Source organism: Sutcliffiella halmapala (assembly GCF_002019665.1).
In the GTDB taxonomy this organism is placed as follows: Bacteria; Bacillota; Bacilli; order Bacillales; family Bacillaceae_I; genus Sutcliffiella_A; species Sutcliffiella_A halmapala.
The window spans coordinates 2,115,666-2,131,947 of the sequence record NZ_KV917375.1 but is presented as its reverse complement, the minus strand read 5'-3'; the positions used below and the strand labels follow the sequence as shown (position 1 = coordinate 2,131,947).

Sequence of the window (16,282 nt, the reverse complement as noted above, 5' to 3'; positions counted from 1 at the left end):
AAGCAAAATAAATGTAGGAAAGAGAGTAAACCTCTATCCTACATTTATTATAAAAGCAAAACACTTGTTTGTATAGGCTAGAGGGATAGTACATTTTGAACGGGAATAATATTTTGAACCGTTATTAATGGATAGGCACTACGTTGTGTATCCCCTACGATCCAATATTTTTCGTCTACCACTAATGCAAAGGTATCCATCTGATAAATGGTGTCCATCACATTTAGTAATCCCTCATAAATCATTTCATCTGTTAAGGAGTAGAGCATTAGATTTCGCTTGATACGTAAGATGATATCCTGTTCTTGATATTTGGTACGTAACATTGCTTATCCTCCTTTTTATCTAATTTATGATAAAAAAGAACGGATTAGCACCCCATTCCTTGAGAAGTCTTGACCTTCCTTAGGAATATATTGTATAGTGTAATTGTCATTTAACCGCTTTCTTTTTGGGAAAATGGATAGGTGATAAACTACTTTCAAAGCACACTGTGCGCTATTTTTAGGAGGAAAACGAATAATGCAAAACGGCAAAGTAAAATGGTTCAACAATGAAAAAGGTTTCGGATTTATTGAAGTAGAAGGTGGAGACGATGTATTCGTACACTTCTCAGCAATTCAAGGAGACGGCTTCAAGTCTTTAGAAGAGGGCCAAGAAGTTTCTTTTGAAATCGTTGATGGAAATCGCGGACCGCAAGCTGAAAACGTAACAAAACTATAATTTAGTATACAACCATATATACTTAAGGGGAAAGAGGCTAACTAGGCCTCTTTTTCTTATTTTTCGATGCATATCTTCTTAGTTATTTACCGATTCTAACATAAGAAGGAGGCATGAAAATGGACAATCATTCAAACGATATTCACACAGGCTATAATGATTTAATGCAAGTAGAGGTCTCTATTCAATCTGCAGAGAAAATGGTTGGATCTGCTACAATGAGCTTGGATCCGGAAGCAATGGAGCATGCGGAGCGAGCAATTTCTAATGCTAGATCTTTACTAAATGATGCGAAAAGTGAAGGCACGGGTTTAGATACAGATTTTCTTCAAAATGCTGAGCTTACATTAGCACAGTGTGAACATCAACTTACTGAAGCAAAGAAATAACCGCCTCTTCAAAGGCGGTTATTTCTTTGGGCTGCGTTGACTAATAAATCCCCTAATTTCTTTATTTCAGCACCTACTGTACAATCATTAATGCAAAATGACTGTGCATGGTTTTTCCCATAGTCTTTACGCAAGGCTTGCTTTACTAAGCATTCAGTACAATAGGTGTCTAAAATTCCACCAACTTCCATTAATATCTTCTTTCGGTTTATCATCATCGTTCACTCCTATGGTTACAGTAACAAATTACTTTCAATTGGTGTTCCTTCAAGCGCTTGTTTAGCCAAGCGATCCGCTTCTTCATTTTCTTTTCGTTGAACAGGTTCATATATAGGCTTTATTTTTAAGCTTTTTAATTTTTCTTCTATTTTATCCAACCAACGATTAAATAGTTCATCATAGCATGGCCATTCTCCGGATAATTGGTTGAGTACTACTAAGGAATCCCCTTTAAAGGTTACTTCCATAGCTCTGACTCCTAAATTTTCTAGCTGCTGTACCAAAAAGTAAAAGGCGGCATATTCTGCCTCATTATTGGACTCAAGCTCTTCTAGTCGAGCGTTGATTCGATAGCGATAGTTTTTTCTATTTTGATTATAATAAACCACATTTCCGATTCCTGCTAGTTTTGAGTCTACATCATATCCACCATCAAAATAAGCTGTTACGTCAGATATTCCTTCCTCACTTTGTTTAATCCACTTTAGGATTTCTTTTTTTGTCCATTCTTCCCCATTTTGATCATAGAAATATAAATGCTTTACTCTTCCAGTCTTTTCTATATCCTCTGCTAATCTTAATGCCAATTTAACGTCCATTTCTTCATTTCTGAAAATGGTCTCAATATGCCTTGGTGTATGATAGTGCCATTCCATAGTTACTCTCATATTTTCACTTCTCCTCTCCGCTCGTTTTTCTGACCCTTAGCCGCTAATGTTTAGGACAGAAAACATCTATCTATTTACTTTCCTAATATTGCTTTGTTGTGTATTCTTATCTTATCACAGGAGTGCTTGAATTATGTTTATCACAATTATGAATAGATTGGGGATGGGGAGAAAAATGATTGAAGTGTACATTGATGGTGCTAGTGCAGGAAATCCTGGACCATCAGGAGCAGGTATCTTTATAAAAGGTCATGGAGGTGCTGATCAATACTCCATTCCCTTAGGAATTATGTCCAATCATGAAGCAGAGTTTCATGCATTGATCCATGCTCTAACAATATGCCAAAGAAATAATTATCAAGTCGTTTCTTTCCGAACTGATTCACAAGCAGTAGAAGGTGCTGTAGAAAAAAGGTTTGCGAAAAAAGAAACGTATCGTTCTCTTTTAGAAGAAGCTTTAAAGCATATTGACCAATTTGATTTATTTTTTATCAAGTGGATTCCAAGCAACCAAAACAAGGTTGCGGATGAACTAGCACGAAAAGCCATTCAAATGAATAAATAAAAAGTGCTCAAGCCTCATGCCTATTCTCCTATTGGTTTGATTACACACCAAAGGACTATCTATACCCACAGATAGTCCTTCTAGATGATTTTCTTTTTCTTAGCTAATTGAAATGCTGCACTTTTCGTTTGAATGCTCTCGGTTTGGATCATTTCCAAAATAGATACAAAAAAACTGCCGTCAAATTGCTTTTGAGCCTTTAAGGTTAGCTCAATGGCTATATTGACTAAATAATCTGAACTAGCTGTATAATGCTTTCCAAACTCAATAAATCCTAATGAGTCTTCTCGAAAGACAAATCCTTTTGCGGAAAGCTGCTGAATATACTCTTCAGTGCTTAATGTGCTTTTCATGAAAATCCATCCTTATTCTTTTCAATCCCCTCCCATTATCTTACCGCAAAAATTGTCGGCTGCCTATTAGTGTTTTTCCAGCCAACTTATTTTTTTCTTCTTTGGAAACAAATTCCCGCCAATTAATCCGATTAAAATTCCAAACAATGCTCCTCCAACTACCTCTTCAGGTTGATGTCCTAGTCGTTCCTTTAATCTTTTTTCAATTCTATCATGCACATTGTTATCTGGTTTTCCCTCTAGTTTATCAAGCTGTTCCGCTAAGTCGTTTACCGCTAATGTTATTTCTCCCGTTTGTCGTCTCACTCCTTGGGCATCGTACATCACAATTAAACCAAAAATAGCGGAAAGTGCAAAATCAATCGTTTTAAATCCCCTCTTTATTGCAATAAATGTCGCAAGCGCGGAAACACCTGCAGAATGTGAACTAGGCATTCCGCCAGTCTCAAAAAATGTCGACCATTCCCATCTACCTGTGCGAACGTATTTGATTGGTATTTTTAAAAACTGTGCTATCGTGATTGCACTTAAAGCAATTTTCAGTGCTCTGTTCAATTACATCACCTCATCTATAGTTTTAAATAGGAGATGAACTTGTATACAACATATTTTTAAAGGAAAAAGGAAAGCTAAAAATAACTGGAGGTGAAATTGATGAGTAGGAATAAATCCGCAAATAGAGGTAAAGCAGCGCCTGGTATTAATCCACAAGGCTATGGACAAGATGCAGAATTTGCTCAAGAGCCAAAGTCCAAACTTGAAGACAAAGCTAAAAAAAGTAATAACAAAAGTTAAAGAGGCTGTCTCAAAAGGAAACCTTTTGGGACACCCTCCCTCTACCTGTTTTCATTTATATTTTCATCTCTTAACAAACTTTACTTACAAAAGCATGGAGACTTTTAAATTCTAATTCATCGAATTTTGTCATGACTTTAGTTCGATCAATGGTGATAGTTGCTTCCTGTAACTCACAGGAGATTGGAACGTCACATTTAATGGTTGCTAGCTCTCTGGAAAGATGAAGAAGATCTAAGCTTTCTTCAAACTTTTTACGTTGGGCTTTCGTAAGAGCTTCGATATTTTCTAAAATACCATCAACAGTATGGTACTCCATTAACAATTTGGATGCTGTCTTTTCTCCAATACCTTTTACCCCTGGATAATTATCACTACTATCTCCCATAATTGCCTTTAAATCAATTAACTGTCTTGGAGTTAGCCCCTTCTTCACATAAAAGCCATTTTCATCTAACACTTCATAGTTACCGTAACCTTTAAGTAATAGCGCCACCTTTACATTAGGGGTGATGAGTTGTAGAACATCTTGGTCTCCAGTTAAAATTATCACTTCTGCGTCTGTGCTATATTGCTCAGCCAATGTACCGAGGCAATCATCCGCTTCATATCCGACTAAACCAATATTCGGGATATTAAAAGCTTCCACTACTTCTTTTACTAAATCAAATTGAGGGATTAATTCTTGTGGTGGAGCTGGTCGATTTGCTTTATATTCATCAAACATTTCCGTTCGAAAGGTTTTACTCCCCATATCCCAACAACAAACAATATGAGTTGGTTGGAAAGCTTCCATCGACGATATCATATGCTTCACAAAGCCTTGAACCGCGTTTGTGGGAATCCCATTTGAGGTATACATAAACCGATTGTAAACCGACGTTGCGTAAAAGGAACGAAATAATAAGGCCATACCATCTATTAATAATACTTTCTTGTTCACAAGATCTTCCCCTCTCTATTATGCGACTTAGATTATATCATATTTTGTCCTTTCTTTTAAGAGTGGGTTAATGGGAAGAAACATTCCTTCCCATTAAACGTTTGTACTTACTACATGGCTCTGTGTTAAACACCGCATTTTAGCAGAACCTACTACATAAAAAAAAACCTAGTCTCTAAAAGAGCGACTAGGTTTTTTTAAAAGATTAATGATTTTTCTTGTTCGTCATTTTCGCTGCTTCATATTCCGCATAAGAAGCAAATTCGGTATTCAGAACACCTTTTTGTTTTGCATTATTATTACGTTGTGCGTTTGCATTTCCCTTTTTCGTACGACCCAATAGAAAAACCCCCTAATTTCATTAATCTAATATAGCTTGTGAAATAGAGAGGCATTTCATAATAGGTAATATTTATCTTGAAGATGTCGAAATTGGATTTTCTTCATAGCTGATCCAATCACTCCAGCTTCCTGGATATAATTTAACGTTTGTAAAGCCTGCTTCCTTTAATGCAAGAACATTAGGACAAGCTGTTACTCCGGAGCCACAATAGACGATAATTTCTTTTGAAGGGTCAAGTTCTGCAAATTGCTGTTTCAACTCTTCTTCATTTCTCCAACGATTTGCAGTCAAATTATCCATCCAGAAATAATTATATGCCCCTGGAATATGCCCAGCCTTTTTATCAATAGGTTCTTCCAACCCAAGATATCTTTTGGGCTCTCTTGAATCGATAAGATAGCTTTCCCTTAGTTCAAAAGCTTTGAGATCACGTAAGATATCATGAGCAGAAACGACCATATTCTGTTGAACCACTGGAATAAAAGTTCCTTTTTTTATTGGAATGGATGGAGAAGTGCTAACTGGATATCCTTGACGTTTCCACTCTTTGAAACCACCATTTAAAATATAGGTTTTATCATGACCTAAATAGCTTAATAACCACCATAATCTAGAAGCCATTGCGCTGTTTTGATCATCGTACAATACGACTGTTACATCATTACTTACTCCAACAGCCTCTAACTTATCACGTAGCTTGTTCAAATCAGGTAAAGGATGCCGGCCCCCATGCTTTTCAATCGTTCCAGATAGATCCTGATCCAAATCAAAGTAAAAGGCTTGTGGGATATGTTCGTTACTATATTCTTGACGCCCTTTCAGCGGGTCGTTTAAGTGGAATCGACAATCAATAATTACGAGACTTTCTAAATGTTCCTTCACCCATTGTGGCTCGACAATAGCCTGCATTTCTTCCCCTCCTACTTAACTGCGTGATACAAATTCCTCTACCATTTGTTTCGTGACAAGCTTTCTTTGAGGCGCAATGCCATGTCTTGCTAATTCATTGATTTGATTAGTAACTTGATTGATTTTTTCAGTCGTAAACGGCTTGTTTTGTTTGCACAGTACGATTGCTTCTTCAATAAAATTTTCTCTCTTTTGTTCTAACTGTAAAAAGCTTGATACGATTTGATTTTGTTTTTTTGAATGGGCACTGATTGCTTTATGTACGCTCATTGCTGTAAATCCTCCACTTCAATTCCATGTTTTTTCATTAATTGTAGTACTTTCTCTTTCGGCTGCCAACAATTAAATTTAAAATGTGGCTTAGTCTCATACCCTAATCGACTACAGCGATAAATAGTGTGACTATCTAATTTTATCACTTGATAGTGCTGACATGTTGCACATGCATGAAAACGATTTGCAGTTGGCACATTCCTCACCCTTTTATCCCTAGTTGCTGATAAAATAATTCTTGCAATAAATCAATATTTGGTTTCGTATTAGACAGCTGGCTCATTTCTTTTTCTGTAGTCGCTAGAAAATCCACCACTCTTGCGATCATCCTATCAGAATTTATATGCTCCAACTCTGCCTTCTCTTTTTTTGCAGCAAGGACACTTATGATGTCTTGCTTATCAATAACAGAACTTACTTCTAGTAAAGAAACGACATCAATCGAAAGTGAATATCCCATCACTAATTGTTCCACCATCAAGGTTGCTCTAAGTCCGTGAAATAGAAAGGATAGCTTTCGGTGCTCATGATAGCTCGCTAAATTTCTTTTTGCCATATTGCTATAATGCGCGACAAGCGTTTTTTTTGAAAAATTTCTTTTTACAATATCATGCAATTTTTCATAAAACGCGACTTCCTTAGTATAGTGAACTGGTGATAACATCCATTCAAAAAGAGAGGGATTTGACTTTTGAGCGAGGGTCAACGCTTTTTTCAAATCCCACCCGTGTATATCCCATTTATCCTCTTGAATAGATATCGTATCATTAATCGTACTTAAGGATAAATAGAAGGGCAGTGGTGATACATAGATAAAACGTATATCAAAGTCACTTTCTGTTGTGGCTACATTATATGCTCTACTACCCGCTTCACACGCATACAAAATTTTGATTTGTTTCTCTTTTTCAATTTGACTTAATTGCTTAAGAATGGATAGTTTCAACCTTTCATCTCCTTAGGTTAAGTAATTGAATCTGATGATAGGCATTTTCTAATTCTGCTACGTTAATTTCTTCACTTAATGCAGCCTGCATTCCTTCAAAGAAATCCAAAAGCTGTTGCTCTATGTTTTTCTTCACTTGGTCAAAGCCTTGTTGAAGTTCCACTTGATAATGGGAATTCAATTCCTCTTCATTTTGCTCCAAGTAACTATCCATTAGAGGTGATAACTGTTCTTCTAAGAAATGACTTAATTTTTGTTTTTCGTTTTTCTCAAAAAAGGCTTTAGAATTACGGAAATATCCTATTGCTTGCTTTTCTGTTTTTGTTGGTAAAGTAGGAAAATCATGCTCTACTTTCATTTGTTTAATTTTTTCAATTTCAAAGGTTGAAAAAGTGACTTTATTTTCGAGTTTTTGAGCATGTGACCCCACTTCTACCTGCCAATTAACCAATGATTTCTTCACATAGTTTTCAATCCGCACAGTAGTAGCACGCACTTCCTGTGAGAGATTATGTGCTATATCTGAGAGAAATTCGTGTATACAACTAGCAAGCTGCTCCTTCATGTTTCTTCCATCTTCTTTTAATACTGCCGGATTAAAGGCTTCTTTAAAGAAATCAGAAAAACGCAACATTGTTCGTTGTTTAACATAATACAATAGTTCATTAATTTCTTGATTCAGCAATGTTTGAAAGTTTGTTACCTTATAATCTGCTATCCATTTTTGGATTTCTATTTTATTTTGTTGATGGATTAGTCTCTTCTTATCTTTTTCTTCTGTTCCTAGCTGTGCTTCTTTTATATAATTTTCCAATAGTACGACTGCTCGGTTTATCTCTAATTGTGCAGCATGAACGCTCATGCTAACTAGATCAGACTGGATAAATCGTATAAAGGCCTTCTCGAAATTACCCATTAACGAACTAGGTAAGAAGGAATGAGTAAACTTCTTCCCTTCTTTTTCTTTAATCGCAAGCAAACTAGATACAGGAAATAGTCTCGGATTTCTAATCCCATAAGTGGTTAATTGATTTTCAACATAGTCACACACTAACTGTAGCTCTTCTTCGTTATGAGCTAAATCAGCAGCATTGACTAAGAAAAACATTTTATCCAAAGAAAATGCATCTTTCACCCGACCGAGCTGGATAAGAAATTCCCTGTCTGCTTTTGAAAATGCATGTTGATAATAGGTGACGAAAAGAATGGCGTCCGTATTTTTTATATATTCAAACGCAACATCTGTATGCCTTGCATGAATTGAATCTGCCCCCGGTGTATCAACTAAAGTTAAGCCTTCTTTTGTTAGAGGGCAGTCATAAAATACTTCAATCCATTCAACGAAACAGGATTTCTCCTCTTGTGCAACATAGCTGGCAAACTTATCAAAAGCAACCGTCAACAAGCACCCTAATTGCTTATCCATTTCTGTCCAACCTGTAAGAAATGCTTTTAAGAAATGAAAATGAGGTTTCTTGTTTGCCTCCAGTTCTATCTGACTATTTTTGTGAACGATTTTTTTTATGGTTTCATAAGCATCTTCTAATGAAACAATGGTTGTTTGAAAATAAGTAAGTGCTTGCTGGACGTCCTGAAGAAGTTGTTCTCTTGATTTCATTTGAACACATACTGTCCCATGTGGACGCTCTGTTGTAACCGGCGAGATTTTATTAATAGACGCAGTCGTTGGATTAGGTGAAACAGGTAGAATGCTTTCCCCAAGCAAAGCGTTAGCAAAAGAAGATTTCCCTGCACTAAATGCCCCAAAAAGCGCCACCGTAAATGATTGATTATCCAGTTTGTTTGCACGATTTCTTAATTCTTGAACAACTGTTTGAAAACCTTGTAAATGGTTTAAATGGTTAGAAGTTTCCTTTAAAATAAGGGACATTTGCTTTGGGCTATCCGTATCTTCCTGATTTTTCGGAGCAATAGTAGTTGGTTCTGAATCTTTTACCACCTGCTCTGTATTAACCTTTACTTCAAGCAGCTCCGTACCAACAATTCTTTTATATTCTCGACTCACATATTGATCTATTAAGTGTGAACCATTCTTCTCTAAATTTTCATTAGAATTATTTTTATAAAGAATAGTTAGCAAATTTTCTATTTGTTCTTCTATCTTTGCCTCGATAGCTTGGATTTCTTCGTTGGCCTTGTACATTCGCTCTAATTCGTTTATTTCGTGCTGAAGCCTCTGATTATTTTTCCCATGTTGCTCATTCAGTTGAATAAAGATATCTTCAATAAACTCCTGAACTTGTTTTCTGTAAATAGATTTTATCGATTGAGCCAACTCTTTTGTATAGTGTAAAACAGCTTCTCCTGTAATGCCCGCCCCTTGCTTAACTTGGCCAGCTACAAAGTCCTCATCTATATCGATCGAAATCGTTTGGATTTGATCGAATATGGATGGCTGATATAGGTCATTTTCTTTTAAGAACGCATAAATCTGCTCGTGTATAAATTTTTCTATCTGGGTTTTCACACGGTCAGCTACATCCTCAACAAACGCTGAAAGACGTACGTTTTGCTCTTCCATGGTTTTTTTACTTGAAAAAAGTAAACCTACCTTAAAGCCTTTTTGCTTAGACTCTAAATACTTTTGGGCTAACTCTCTCATTTCAAATGGAGTAATATTTGCATTTTCTAAAATTTGATTGATTTGATGGATAAAATCCTCATTTTTCTGCTTACTTTTAGATTCTATCTGATTCCATTCTGTTTTTTTTCTATTCCATTGATGTAGAACTTCAGAACTTGTAAGCTCATTATTTTGCTTTTGCTTTATAAGGGATTCTAATTTATCTTCTTGTTGATCAAGTAACCACTTTTTATGCTCTTCTAACAAATGATGTAGCGCGTTCTCAACTGTAATAGGTAAGATCGCCATTTTATCTTCTCGTAAAAGCTGAATCGTTTCCTTTACAATAGCTAAATCATTTAATGGGTGTTTCTCAACCTTTAAACTAGTGTAATAAAGACTTACTGGCTCAATTCCCCAATCACGAAAAGAATCATTAATTCTCGTCTGATAGGCTTCAAATGGTAGTTCTTCCTCACGATGTTTATCGATTTGGTTCACTACTAAGTAAATTTTCTTTTCTTTATCTTGTAAGTCTTTTATAAACTTCAAGTTTACTTCTGATTGCACATGATTGTAATCCATAACGTAGAAAATAACATCTGCAAGATGTAATGCTGATTCTGTGGATATCCGATGTGCATCATCCGTTGAATCAACTCCAGGAGTATCTAAAACAATTAAGTCATCTGGTAAGTTTTTAAAAGGGTACTGATAAGCGACAGACTCAACATGGTCCCCGTCTTTACAGTATGCCTTCACATTTTCGAACGATACTGGCGGAAGAATCTCTAAAGCTTCCCCTTCAAAAAAGTAAACATGAGCCAATTCTTCCCCTTTTTGAATTTTCACCACATTTGCAGAGGTTGGAATTGGACTAGCTGGTAAAATAGATTCTTGTAATAGCTCATTAATGAATGTCGATTTCCCTGCTGAAAAGTGACCACAAAATGCAATAGTCAAATCTTCATCCATAATCTTTTTCCCTAGCTCAGCAACCTTTCTCGCACTGACCTTATCGCCCTTATTATGTAACTCAGCAAGAATCCTGTTCGTTTTTTCTAATAGCTGTGTATATGATTGTTCTTTACGTTCTATTGGCTTATTTATTCCCATCATTTAGTCCCCTCAGCTGTCTTCATGATACATTATTCTTCTATTTTACTTGATTATAACGAATTTTCCTATATTTAAACTGTAAATAACTATCCGTGAAACACCTTAAATTCACATTGACACCCCTGCAAACTAATTTGCATCATGGATGATGAAAAGGAGGAATGTTAAGTATCTCGGACTCCCCCTGTAGATCGTCGTGGAAGGCGTGAGACTCCTGCGGGAAGTAGCGTTTTGTGGAGACCCCCGCAGGCAAAAGCCGAGGAGGCTCCACAAACTCCCTCTGGATAAGCGAACACCTGCACCGGAGATTTACAGGGAGTTTAACCAGCAACCTACTTATTTTCAAGAACAAAAAAACAAGACTCACTGCTTTTATATAGCAACGGGTCTTGTTATGTATTATTCTGCTTGTTTAGGCTCACATGTATGTCGTAAAACAACTTTTAAGAGAATGGAATAGGCAACAATTGTTGTCCCTGCAAAAAGAAGTATCATCATCGTTACACTTCCCCCTTCATTGAAATTGATAATTATTATCATCTTAACAGATTTTCAGCTAATTGACAATGACTATCAATCAATATTTTTATTGAATTTCGGTGTGAATCTGCTTTTTTCTAGGATATAGTCAGAATAGTCGCTTGCTGTATGCGATAATGCTTTTTCTTCAATTGGGATTCTAACAGATAGCATCCAAACATTTAAGATGGTAAATAGAGCAGCCGTTATATACGCTTGAAAAAGCACAGGAATAAGAAAAATTTCTAATCCCACTATTAAATAATTAGGATGACGAAGAAACCGGTAAGGTCCTTTTCGCACAATTGTTGCGCTTGGAACAACTAGAATTTTGGTGTTCCAATACCTACCTAAAGAGGTAATCGCCCATATCCTCAATCCTTGAGTTACCATGAATAGAATTACTATCACAGGCCATAGTGGATGAATTGTTTTTGCAAACACCAACACTTCTAACAAAAAACAAACAAGAAAAGCAATATGCATAAATACCATATAACCATAATGATTCTCTCCAAATTCTAAAGCACCGTTCTCTTTCATCCATCTCTCATTATTCTTCGCAATCGATAGCTCACCTAAACGCTGAAATATAATAAATAAAAAAAAGATAAGAAACATCTGCTCACTCCCATTTTAACAGCAGCATTTCGGAACAAAATCCAGGACCTAGTGCACCAACTAAACCAATATCTTCTTTTTTCGCTTCCTTTTCCATCATTTCCTTAAGGACAAAAAGCACAGTTGCCGAAGACATATTACCGAATTGCTTCAACACTTCAAAAGAAATTTTAAGCTTCGATTCATGTATCTCAAGACAGTCGATATACGCATCCAAAACTTTTTTCCCTCCAGGATGAAGAATAAAGTGCTCAATATCCTCTGTCGCTAAATGATACTCCTTCAAAAAATGTTGTACATTTGGGGAAAGCCACTCTGTAATAATCGACGGTATATCGCGTGAAAACACTACATATAGGCCTTCGTTCTTTATCTCCCAGCCCATTACCTCCTCTGAATCCTTCATTAAAGTGGACTGACTCCCTAAAATATGTGGATAGGAACGATCTGTGTTTACGGTTACATCATCACCCGCTACAAGAACACAGCAAATACCGTCCGCAAACAGCGAGGTACCGATAAGATTGCTTTTTGAACGATCATTCTTTTGAAAAGTTAAGCTACAAAGCTCTACACAAAGAACCAATACTTTGGATTTTGAAAAAGCTTTACAGTATTCAAAAGCACGAGAAAGGCCAGCTGCACCACCTGCGCATCCTAAGCCCCAAATCGGAATTCTTTTCGTATAAGGAGAAAATGGCAGGATATTCATAATACGTGCTTCTATACTAGGGGTTGCCATGCCAGTTGTAGAAATATAAAAAATTGCCTCTATTTCTTCATAGTCTATTTTTTTGGGAAGTAAGATAGGATTTTCTAAACATGCCGTAATTGCTCTTACTCCATATGAAACAGATTCTTCTATGTAAAGATTATTTCTTTCTTCGAAGGAATGAGGTTCACGAAACCATTCTAAATCTTTCACAAAATGTCGCTTCTCAATTTGGCCATTTTGAAAAACAGTTAAGAGTCTTGAGATATCTTTAAAGGACTCTTCAAATAGCTCGTTGGCAAATTCTACGGCTGTATCTTGTTTTATTGTGTGTTTGGGGATAGAAGTTCCAACTGATAGTATTTTTGGCATAGTAATACACCTCAGAATCGTAGTATTTTTACTATTTCCAAGTTTTTAATATTTATACAAATATTGGATTTAAAAAAAAGCGATAAAAAAAGCTTTCCTAGTAACTTAGGAAAACTTAAAACGTTTTAAAGGAGTTGTTGTGTTGTGCATTTTTATTATACCGAAAAATCGTTCTTTTAACATTATAAATTAATGGAAATTATCAATTATCATTTGTTCGATAAAATTTGGCCATCCATCTTTCATCCACATAGTCTCCTTTAATAAAGGCTTGTTCCTTTTGATTCCCTTCTTCATGAAAACCATATTTTTTATAGAGTTGGTAAGCTACTTCGTTGGAAGAAAAAACGGTGAGTGTAAGTTTTTTTATATTTTGTTCACACCATTTATCGGTGTATTCCATAATTTTTTTTCCGATTCCAAGACCTTGTGCTTCTTCTGCTAACCATGTTCGAAATAGTCCTGTATGGCTTTTCATTTTCAGTTCGCCCTTTATCACACGAGCGATCCCGACAACTTTACTGTTTTTTTCTACCGCCAGATACATATTTCCTTTTTGTTTCATTTCTTTAATGAAATCTTTCTCTTCCTTTTCGGTTCTTGGCGATTCTTTTTGAATATATTCTCCAGCAGCAATAATGCTTTCTACCGCATTAATTATGTCTTTTGCATCCTCTTCTTTAACTGGTCTAAGCTTGACAGTAGTTCCATCCTTTGCAGTGAATTCTAAAGACATTTCAGACATTTTTATACCTCTTCTCATTCTTTCTAGGTGAAAAGCTACCGTGAAAATAAAGATGACACCTTCGAACACCCTGATGATTTCCGTGCTAGGCGTTCGATTTCCGTGGGCTGCCATGGAATCTCTCCTTATTGTTCAACAAACTTAGCATACTCAAACCTTTATTAACAAATTTATTGAAAAATAAGTCGAAATTTGTGATATGATAAAAAAGTACTATTTATTTGAGTTGAGGAGGTGCTTTATGTCCCCTGCAGAGAGCTTGACACAGGTCTTTAATAGGACTATTGATTCAGTAAAATCAGTTATTCCAATAGACTTTACGTTTGACCAACCAAGTTTACATACAGAAAATTTAACCAATGTAGCATTAGGGGTCCTCATCGTATTAACCGGAGATATCCGGGGGCAATTAATTATTCAGGGAGAACAAACTGTTTTTCAGCATATTGGCTCATTAATGTTTGGGATGGAGTTAGAGGGAGAAATGCTTCAATCTTTTACAGGTGAATTAGGTAATATGATCGCAGGAAATCTCTCAACCAACATTGCTCAAAGTGGGTTGAATATGGATATTACTCCTCCAAATGTTTTAATCGAACAACAACAAGAGTTTCATTTTCACCATCGACTTCATTCTCCGATTTTTTTGAAAGATAATGGAGAAATGCAAATTATTGTGGAATTAGAAGCTGTCTCATAATCTGATATTATTGAAGTCCTTGTTATTGGACTTCTTTTTTTAAAAGCTAATTTTCGTTTTAATTTCAACCCTTTTTCATTTCCCTGATTTTTATTATCAGAAATAGAACAAATTCTTTTAAATGGTATTTTCCAAAAGAAAAGAGGATTAACCAATGGTTATCCTCATGTTTAACGAAAAATCCGCCATACTAAAGCTGATAGATTCCTCTATATTTCTCTTCTAAATACGTAATTAAATAATCAACATTTAACTCCTCACCTGTTACATCCTTTAAGATTTCCAATGGCTTTTTCAATTTGCCATATTGATGGACTTTCTCTGTTAGCCATGCTTTAACAGGTTGGAGGTCACCTTTTTCTAAAAGCTCATTAAAGTTAGGCAGGTCCTTCAACATAGCTTGTTTAAATTGAGCTGCGTACATAAGACCTAGCGCATAAGAAGGAAAATAGCCAAATGCTCCACCAGACCAATGTACGTCCTGCAAGACACCCTTCGCATCACTTGGTGGAGTTATTCCTAAATAGCTCTCGTATTTTTCATTCCAGGCTTGAGGTAAATCCTTCACTTCTAATTCATCATTGAAGAGTGCTTTTTCTAGTTCATAACGAATCATAATATGTAATGAATAAGTAAGCTCATCTGCTTCAATTCGAATTAGGGAAGGCTTTGCTTCATTGATAGCTAAATAAAATTCATCTAAGCTTAAACCATCAAAGGCTCCATTTGCGTAGCCTTGGAGTGTTTCGTAATGACGCTTCCAAAAAGCAAAATGGCGTCCTACAAAGTTTTCATAGAATAGGGATTGTGATTCATGAATCCCCATTGAAGTTCCCGTACATAAACCTGTTCCAATTAAATCCAATGAAATATTTTGTTCATAAAGCGCATGTCCACATTCATGGATGGTCCCAAAGACGGCTGTTCGAAAATCATTTTCATCATATTTCGTAGTGACGCGAACATCTCCTGGGTTTAAACCGATTGCAAAAGGATGAACGGTTTCATCCAATCTGCCTGAGTCAAAGTCATATTGAAGATCTTTTAACACTTCTAGACTAAAATTCCGCTGTTGCTCTTTAGCAAAAGGAATAAGTAAAGCCGAAGATCTTGGTTGTACAGAAGAAGTTTGAATAGCCTGAACTAAAGGGACAATACGTTCTTTTAGCTTTCCAAATACCTCATCCAATTTAGCAACAGTCATTCCTGGCTCATAAAAATCGAGTAAAGTGTTGTACTTGTTGCCCTCATATCCCCAATATTCTATAAACCTTTTGTTAAAGTCTACTAGCTTTTCCAAAAACGGTAGTAGTAGCGAAAAATCTGATTGTTCTTTTGCCTCTTCCCAAACTGATTCTGCCTTAGAACTCAGTACCACATACTCTTGGTATTCCTTAGGAGGGATTTTCTTATTTTGATCATAATTCTTTTTACTTTCAAGCAAAGACGCTTTTGTCACTTCATTTAATGTAGCAAACACTTCTTCTTTTAATAGCTGTGTTAGAAACCCTTCCATCTCTTTTGAGGTAGACATATTAAAAACTTCCGCGGATAAAGTTCCGATGACGTCTGAACGACGCTCCACTCCCTTTTTAGGTGCCCCAGTTCTTAAATCCCAAAATATTAGTGATAAAGCTTCCTTATAGCTTTCCATTTTTGCTATATGCTCTAAATACTGTTCTTCTACGCTACCAATCTCTAGCATTTTAACAACCCCCAACAAATCTTAGACTAAGTTTAAGAATACACAATTTTCTCACTAGTTGGCAACAGGAAAAATATAA

The 16,282-nt window shown here is 36.0% G+C and carries 21 protein-coding genes; 5 read left to right on the top strand and 16 right to left on the bottom strand.

What is annotated here, in order from left to right; all coding sequences use genetic code 11:
* Window positions 1-77 precede the first annotated feature (77 nt).
* Complete coding sequence (locus BK580_RS10430) at window positions 78-326, bottom strand: hypothetical protein (protein WP_078380260.1); 249 nt, start codon at window positions 324-326, stop codon at window positions 78-80.
* 196 nt (window positions 327-522) lie between these two features.
* On the opposite strand from BK580_RS10430, the gene cspD reads away from it, so the two are divergent.
* The gene (cspD, locus tag BK580_RS10425; RefSeq protein WP_078380259.1) at window positions 523-723 is read left to right on the top strand and encodes a cold-shock protein CspD; all 201 of its coding nucleotides are present in this window, start codon (window positions 523-525) and stop codon (window positions 721-723) included.
* A 119-nt stretch (window positions 724-842) separates the two neighbouring features.
* Window positions 843-1,112, top strand: a complete 270-nt coding sequence (locus BK580_RS10420) for a DUF2564 family protein (protein ID WP_078380258.1) — start codon at window positions 843-845, stop codon at window positions 1,110-1,112.
* Between the two features lie 8 nt (window positions 1,113-1,120).
* Here BK580_RS10420 and BK580_RS10415 read toward each other — a convergent pair whose 3' ends face one another.
* Both BK580_RS10415 and BK580_RS10410 read right to left on the bottom strand, forming a co-directional pair.
* A complete protein-coding gene (locus tag BK580_RS10415) occupies window positions 1,121-1,330 on the bottom strand; it encodes a zinc-finger domain-containing protein (RefSeq protein WP_328589045.1) in 210 nt (69 codons plus the stop codon).
* A gap of 15 nt (window positions 1,331-1,345) precedes the next feature.
* Window positions 1,346-1,999 (bottom strand): reverse transcriptase-like protein, encoded by a 654-nt coding sequence (locus tag BK580_RS10410; RefSeq protein ID WP_078380256.1) that lies wholly within the window; start codon window positions 1,997-1,999, stop codon window positions 1,346-1,348.
* Window positions 2,000-2,174: 175 nt separating this feature from the next.
* On the opposite strand from BK580_RS10410, the gene BK580_RS10405 reads away from it, so the two are divergent.
* Window positions 2,175-2,564 (top strand): reverse transcriptase-like protein, encoded by a 390-nt coding sequence (locus tag BK580_RS10405; protein WP_078382730.1) that lies wholly within the window; start codon window positions 2,175-2,177, stop codon window positions 2,562-2,564.
* Between the two features lie 80 nt (window positions 2,565-2,644).
* Here the strand turns inward: BK580_RS10405 and BK580_RS10400 are convergent, their stop codons facing one another.
* Window positions 2,645-2,917, bottom strand: a complete 273-nt coding sequence (locus tag BK580_RS10400) for a DUF6123 family protein (RefSeq protein ID WP_078380255.1) — start codon at window positions 2,915-2,917, stop codon at window positions 2,645-2,647.
* Window positions 2,918-2,983: 66 nt separating this feature from the next.
* The gene (locus tag BK580_RS10395) at window positions 2,984-3,472 is read right to left on the bottom strand and encodes a divergent PAP2 family protein (protein WP_078380254.1); all 489 of its coding nucleotides are present in this window, start codon (window positions 3,470-3,472) and stop codon (window positions 2,984-2,986) included.
* Window positions 3,473-3,571: 99 nt separating this feature from the next.
* Here BK580_RS10395 and sspL point away from each other — a divergent pair, with 99 nt between their 5' ends.
* Window positions 3,572-3,712, top strand: coding sequence for a small, acid-soluble spore protein L (sspL, locus tag BK580_RS10390; protein WP_078380253.1), 141 nt, complete (start codon window positions 3,572-3,574; stop codon window positions 3,710-3,712).
* Between the two features lie 70 nt (window positions 3,713-3,782).
* Here sspL and BK580_RS10385 read toward each other — a convergent pair whose 3' ends face one another.
* From BK580_RS10385 to BK580_RS10345, 10 genes are all read right to left on the bottom strand, one after another.
* Window positions 3,783-4,655 (bottom strand): 5'-3' exonuclease, encoded by an 873-nt coding sequence (locus BK580_RS10385; protein WP_078380252.1) that lies wholly within the window; start codon window positions 4,653-4,655, stop codon window positions 3,783-3,785.
* A 205-nt stretch (window positions 4,656-4,860) separates the two neighbouring features.
* Window positions 4,861-4,995, bottom strand: a complete 135-nt coding sequence (locus tag BK580_RS24050) for a hypothetical protein (protein ID WP_268877373.1) — start codon at window positions 4,993-4,995, stop codon at window positions 4,861-4,863.
* 72 nt (window positions 4,996-5,067) lie between these two features.
* A complete protein-coding gene (locus BK580_RS10380; RefSeq protein WP_078380251.1) occupies window positions 5,068-5,907 on the bottom strand; it encodes a sulfurtransferase in 840 nt (279 codons plus the stop codon).
* Between the two features lie 15 nt (window positions 5,908-5,922).
* Window positions 5,923-6,177, bottom strand: coding sequence for a YpbS family protein (locus BK580_RS10375; RefSeq protein WP_078380250.1), 255 nt, complete (start codon window positions 6,175-6,177; stop codon window positions 5,923-5,925).
* Window positions 6,174-6,377 (bottom strand): hypothetical protein, encoded by a 204-nt coding sequence (locus tag BK580_RS10370; protein ID WP_078380249.1) that lies wholly within the window; start codon window positions 6,375-6,377, stop codon window positions 6,174-6,176. The genes BK580_RS10375 and BK580_RS10370 overlap by 4 nt, the downstream gene beginning before the upstream one ends.
* Window positions 6,378-6,382: 5 nt before the next feature.
* Window positions 6,383-7,126, bottom strand: coding sequence for a nucleotidyltransferase domain-containing protein (locus BK580_RS10365; RefSeq protein ID WP_078380248.1), 744 nt, complete (start codon window positions 7,124-7,126; stop codon window positions 6,383-6,385).
* Between the two features lie 4 nt (window positions 7,127-7,130).
* Window positions 7,131-10,829: a dynamin family protein gene (locus tag BK580_RS10360; RefSeq protein ID WP_078380247.1), complete on the bottom strand. Its 3,699-nt coding sequence runs from the start codon at window positions 10,827-10,829 to the stop codon at window positions 7,131-7,133.
* 573 nt (window positions 10,830-11,402) lie between these two features.
* Entirely contained in the window at window positions 11,403-11,969 is a 567-nt protein-coding gene (locus tag BK580_RS10355) for an isoprenylcysteine carboxyl methyltransferase family protein (protein ID WP_078380246.1), read from the bottom strand.
* Between the two features lie 4 nt (window positions 11,970-11,973).
* The gene (locus BK580_RS10350) at window positions 11,974-13,053 is read right to left on the bottom strand and encodes a type III polyketide synthase (protein WP_078380245.1); all 1,080 of its coding nucleotides are present in this window, start codon (window positions 13,051-13,053) and stop codon (window positions 11,974-11,976) included.
* A 202-nt stretch (window positions 13,054-13,255) separates the two neighbouring features.
* On the bottom strand, window positions 13,256-13,798 hold the full coding sequence (locus tag BK580_RS10345; RefSeq protein ID WP_078382729.1) for a GNAT family N-acetyltransferase: 543 nt from the start codon (window positions 13,796-13,798) through the stop codon (window positions 13,256-13,258).
* Window positions 13,799-14,039: 241 nt separating this feature from the next.
* Between BK580_RS10345 and BK580_RS10340 the strand changes: the two genes are divergently transcribed.
* Complete coding sequence (locus BK580_RS10340; RefSeq protein WP_078380244.1) at window positions 14,040-14,498, top strand: chemotaxis protein CheX; 459 nt, start codon at window positions 14,040-14,042, stop codon at window positions 14,496-14,498.
* Between the two features lie 190 nt (window positions 14,499-14,688).
* On the opposite strand, the gene BK580_RS10335 is transcribed toward BK580_RS10340, so the two are convergent.
* Window positions 14,689-16,203, bottom strand: a complete 1,515-nt coding sequence (locus BK580_RS10335) for a carboxypeptidase M32 (RefSeq protein ID WP_078380243.1) — start codon at window positions 16,201-16,203, stop codon at window positions 14,689-14,691.
* Window positions 16,204-16,282: the final 79 nt, after the last annotated feature.

Coding starts and splice junctions, on each gene's coding strand:
- BK580_RS10430 (WP_078380260.1), bottom strand. CDS start 326: ATGTTACGTACCAAATATCAAGAACAGGATATCATCTTACGTATCAAG.
- cspD (WP_078380259.1), top strand. CDS start 523: ATGCAAAACGGCAAAGTAAAATGGTTCAACAATGAAAAAGGTTTCGGA.
- BK580_RS10420 (WP_078380258.1), top strand. CDS start 843: ATGGACAATCATTCAAACGATATTCACACAGGCTATAATGATTTAATG.
- BK580_RS10415 (WP_328589045.1), bottom strand. CDS start 1,330: ATGATGATAAACCGAAAGAAGATATTAATGGAAGTTGGTGGAATTTTA.
- BK580_RS10410 (WP_078380256.1), bottom strand. CDS start 1,999: ATGAGAGTAACTATGGAATGGCACTATCATACACCAAGGCATATTGAG.
- BK580_RS10405 (WP_078382730.1), top strand. CDS start 2,175: ATGATTGAAGTGTACATTGATGGTGCTAGTGCAGGAAATCCTGGACCA.
- BK580_RS10400 (WP_078380255.1), bottom strand. CDS start 2,917: ATGAAAAGCACATTAAGCACTGAAGAGTATATTCAGCAGCTTTCCGCA.
- sspL (WP_078380253.1), top strand. CDS start 3,572: ATGAGTAGGAATAAATCCGCAAATAGAGGTAAAGCAGCGCCTGGTATT.
- BK580_RS10380 (WP_078380251.1), bottom strand. CDS start 5,907: ATGCAGGCTATTGTCGAGCCACAATGGGTGAAGGAACATTTAGAAAGT.
- BK580_RS10375 (WP_078380250.1), bottom strand. CDS start 6,177: ATGAGCGTACATAAAGCAATCAGTGCCCATTCAAAAAAACAAAATCAA.
- BK580_RS10360 (WP_078380247.1), bottom strand. CDS start 10,829: ATGATGGGAATAAATAAGCCAATAGAACGTAAAGAACAATCATATACA.
- BK580_RS10355 (WP_078380246.1), bottom strand. CDS start 11,969: ATGTTTCTTATCTTTTTTTTATTTATTATATTTCAGCGTTTAGGTGAG.
- BK580_RS10350 (WP_078380245.1), bottom strand. CDS start 13,053: ATGCCAAAAATACTATCAGTTGGAACTTCTATCCCCAAACACACAATA.
- BK580_RS10345 (WP_078382729.1), bottom strand. CDS start 13,798: ATGTCTGAAATGTCTTTAGAATTCACTGCAAAGGATGGAACTACTGTC.
- BK580_RS10340 (WP_078380244.1), top strand. CDS start 14,040: ATGTCCCCTGCAGAGAGCTTGACACAGGTCTTTAATAGGACTATTGAT.
- BK580_RS10335 (WP_078380243.1), bottom strand. CDS start 16,203: ATGCTAGAGATTGGTAGCGTAGAAGAACAGTATTTAGAGCATATAGCA.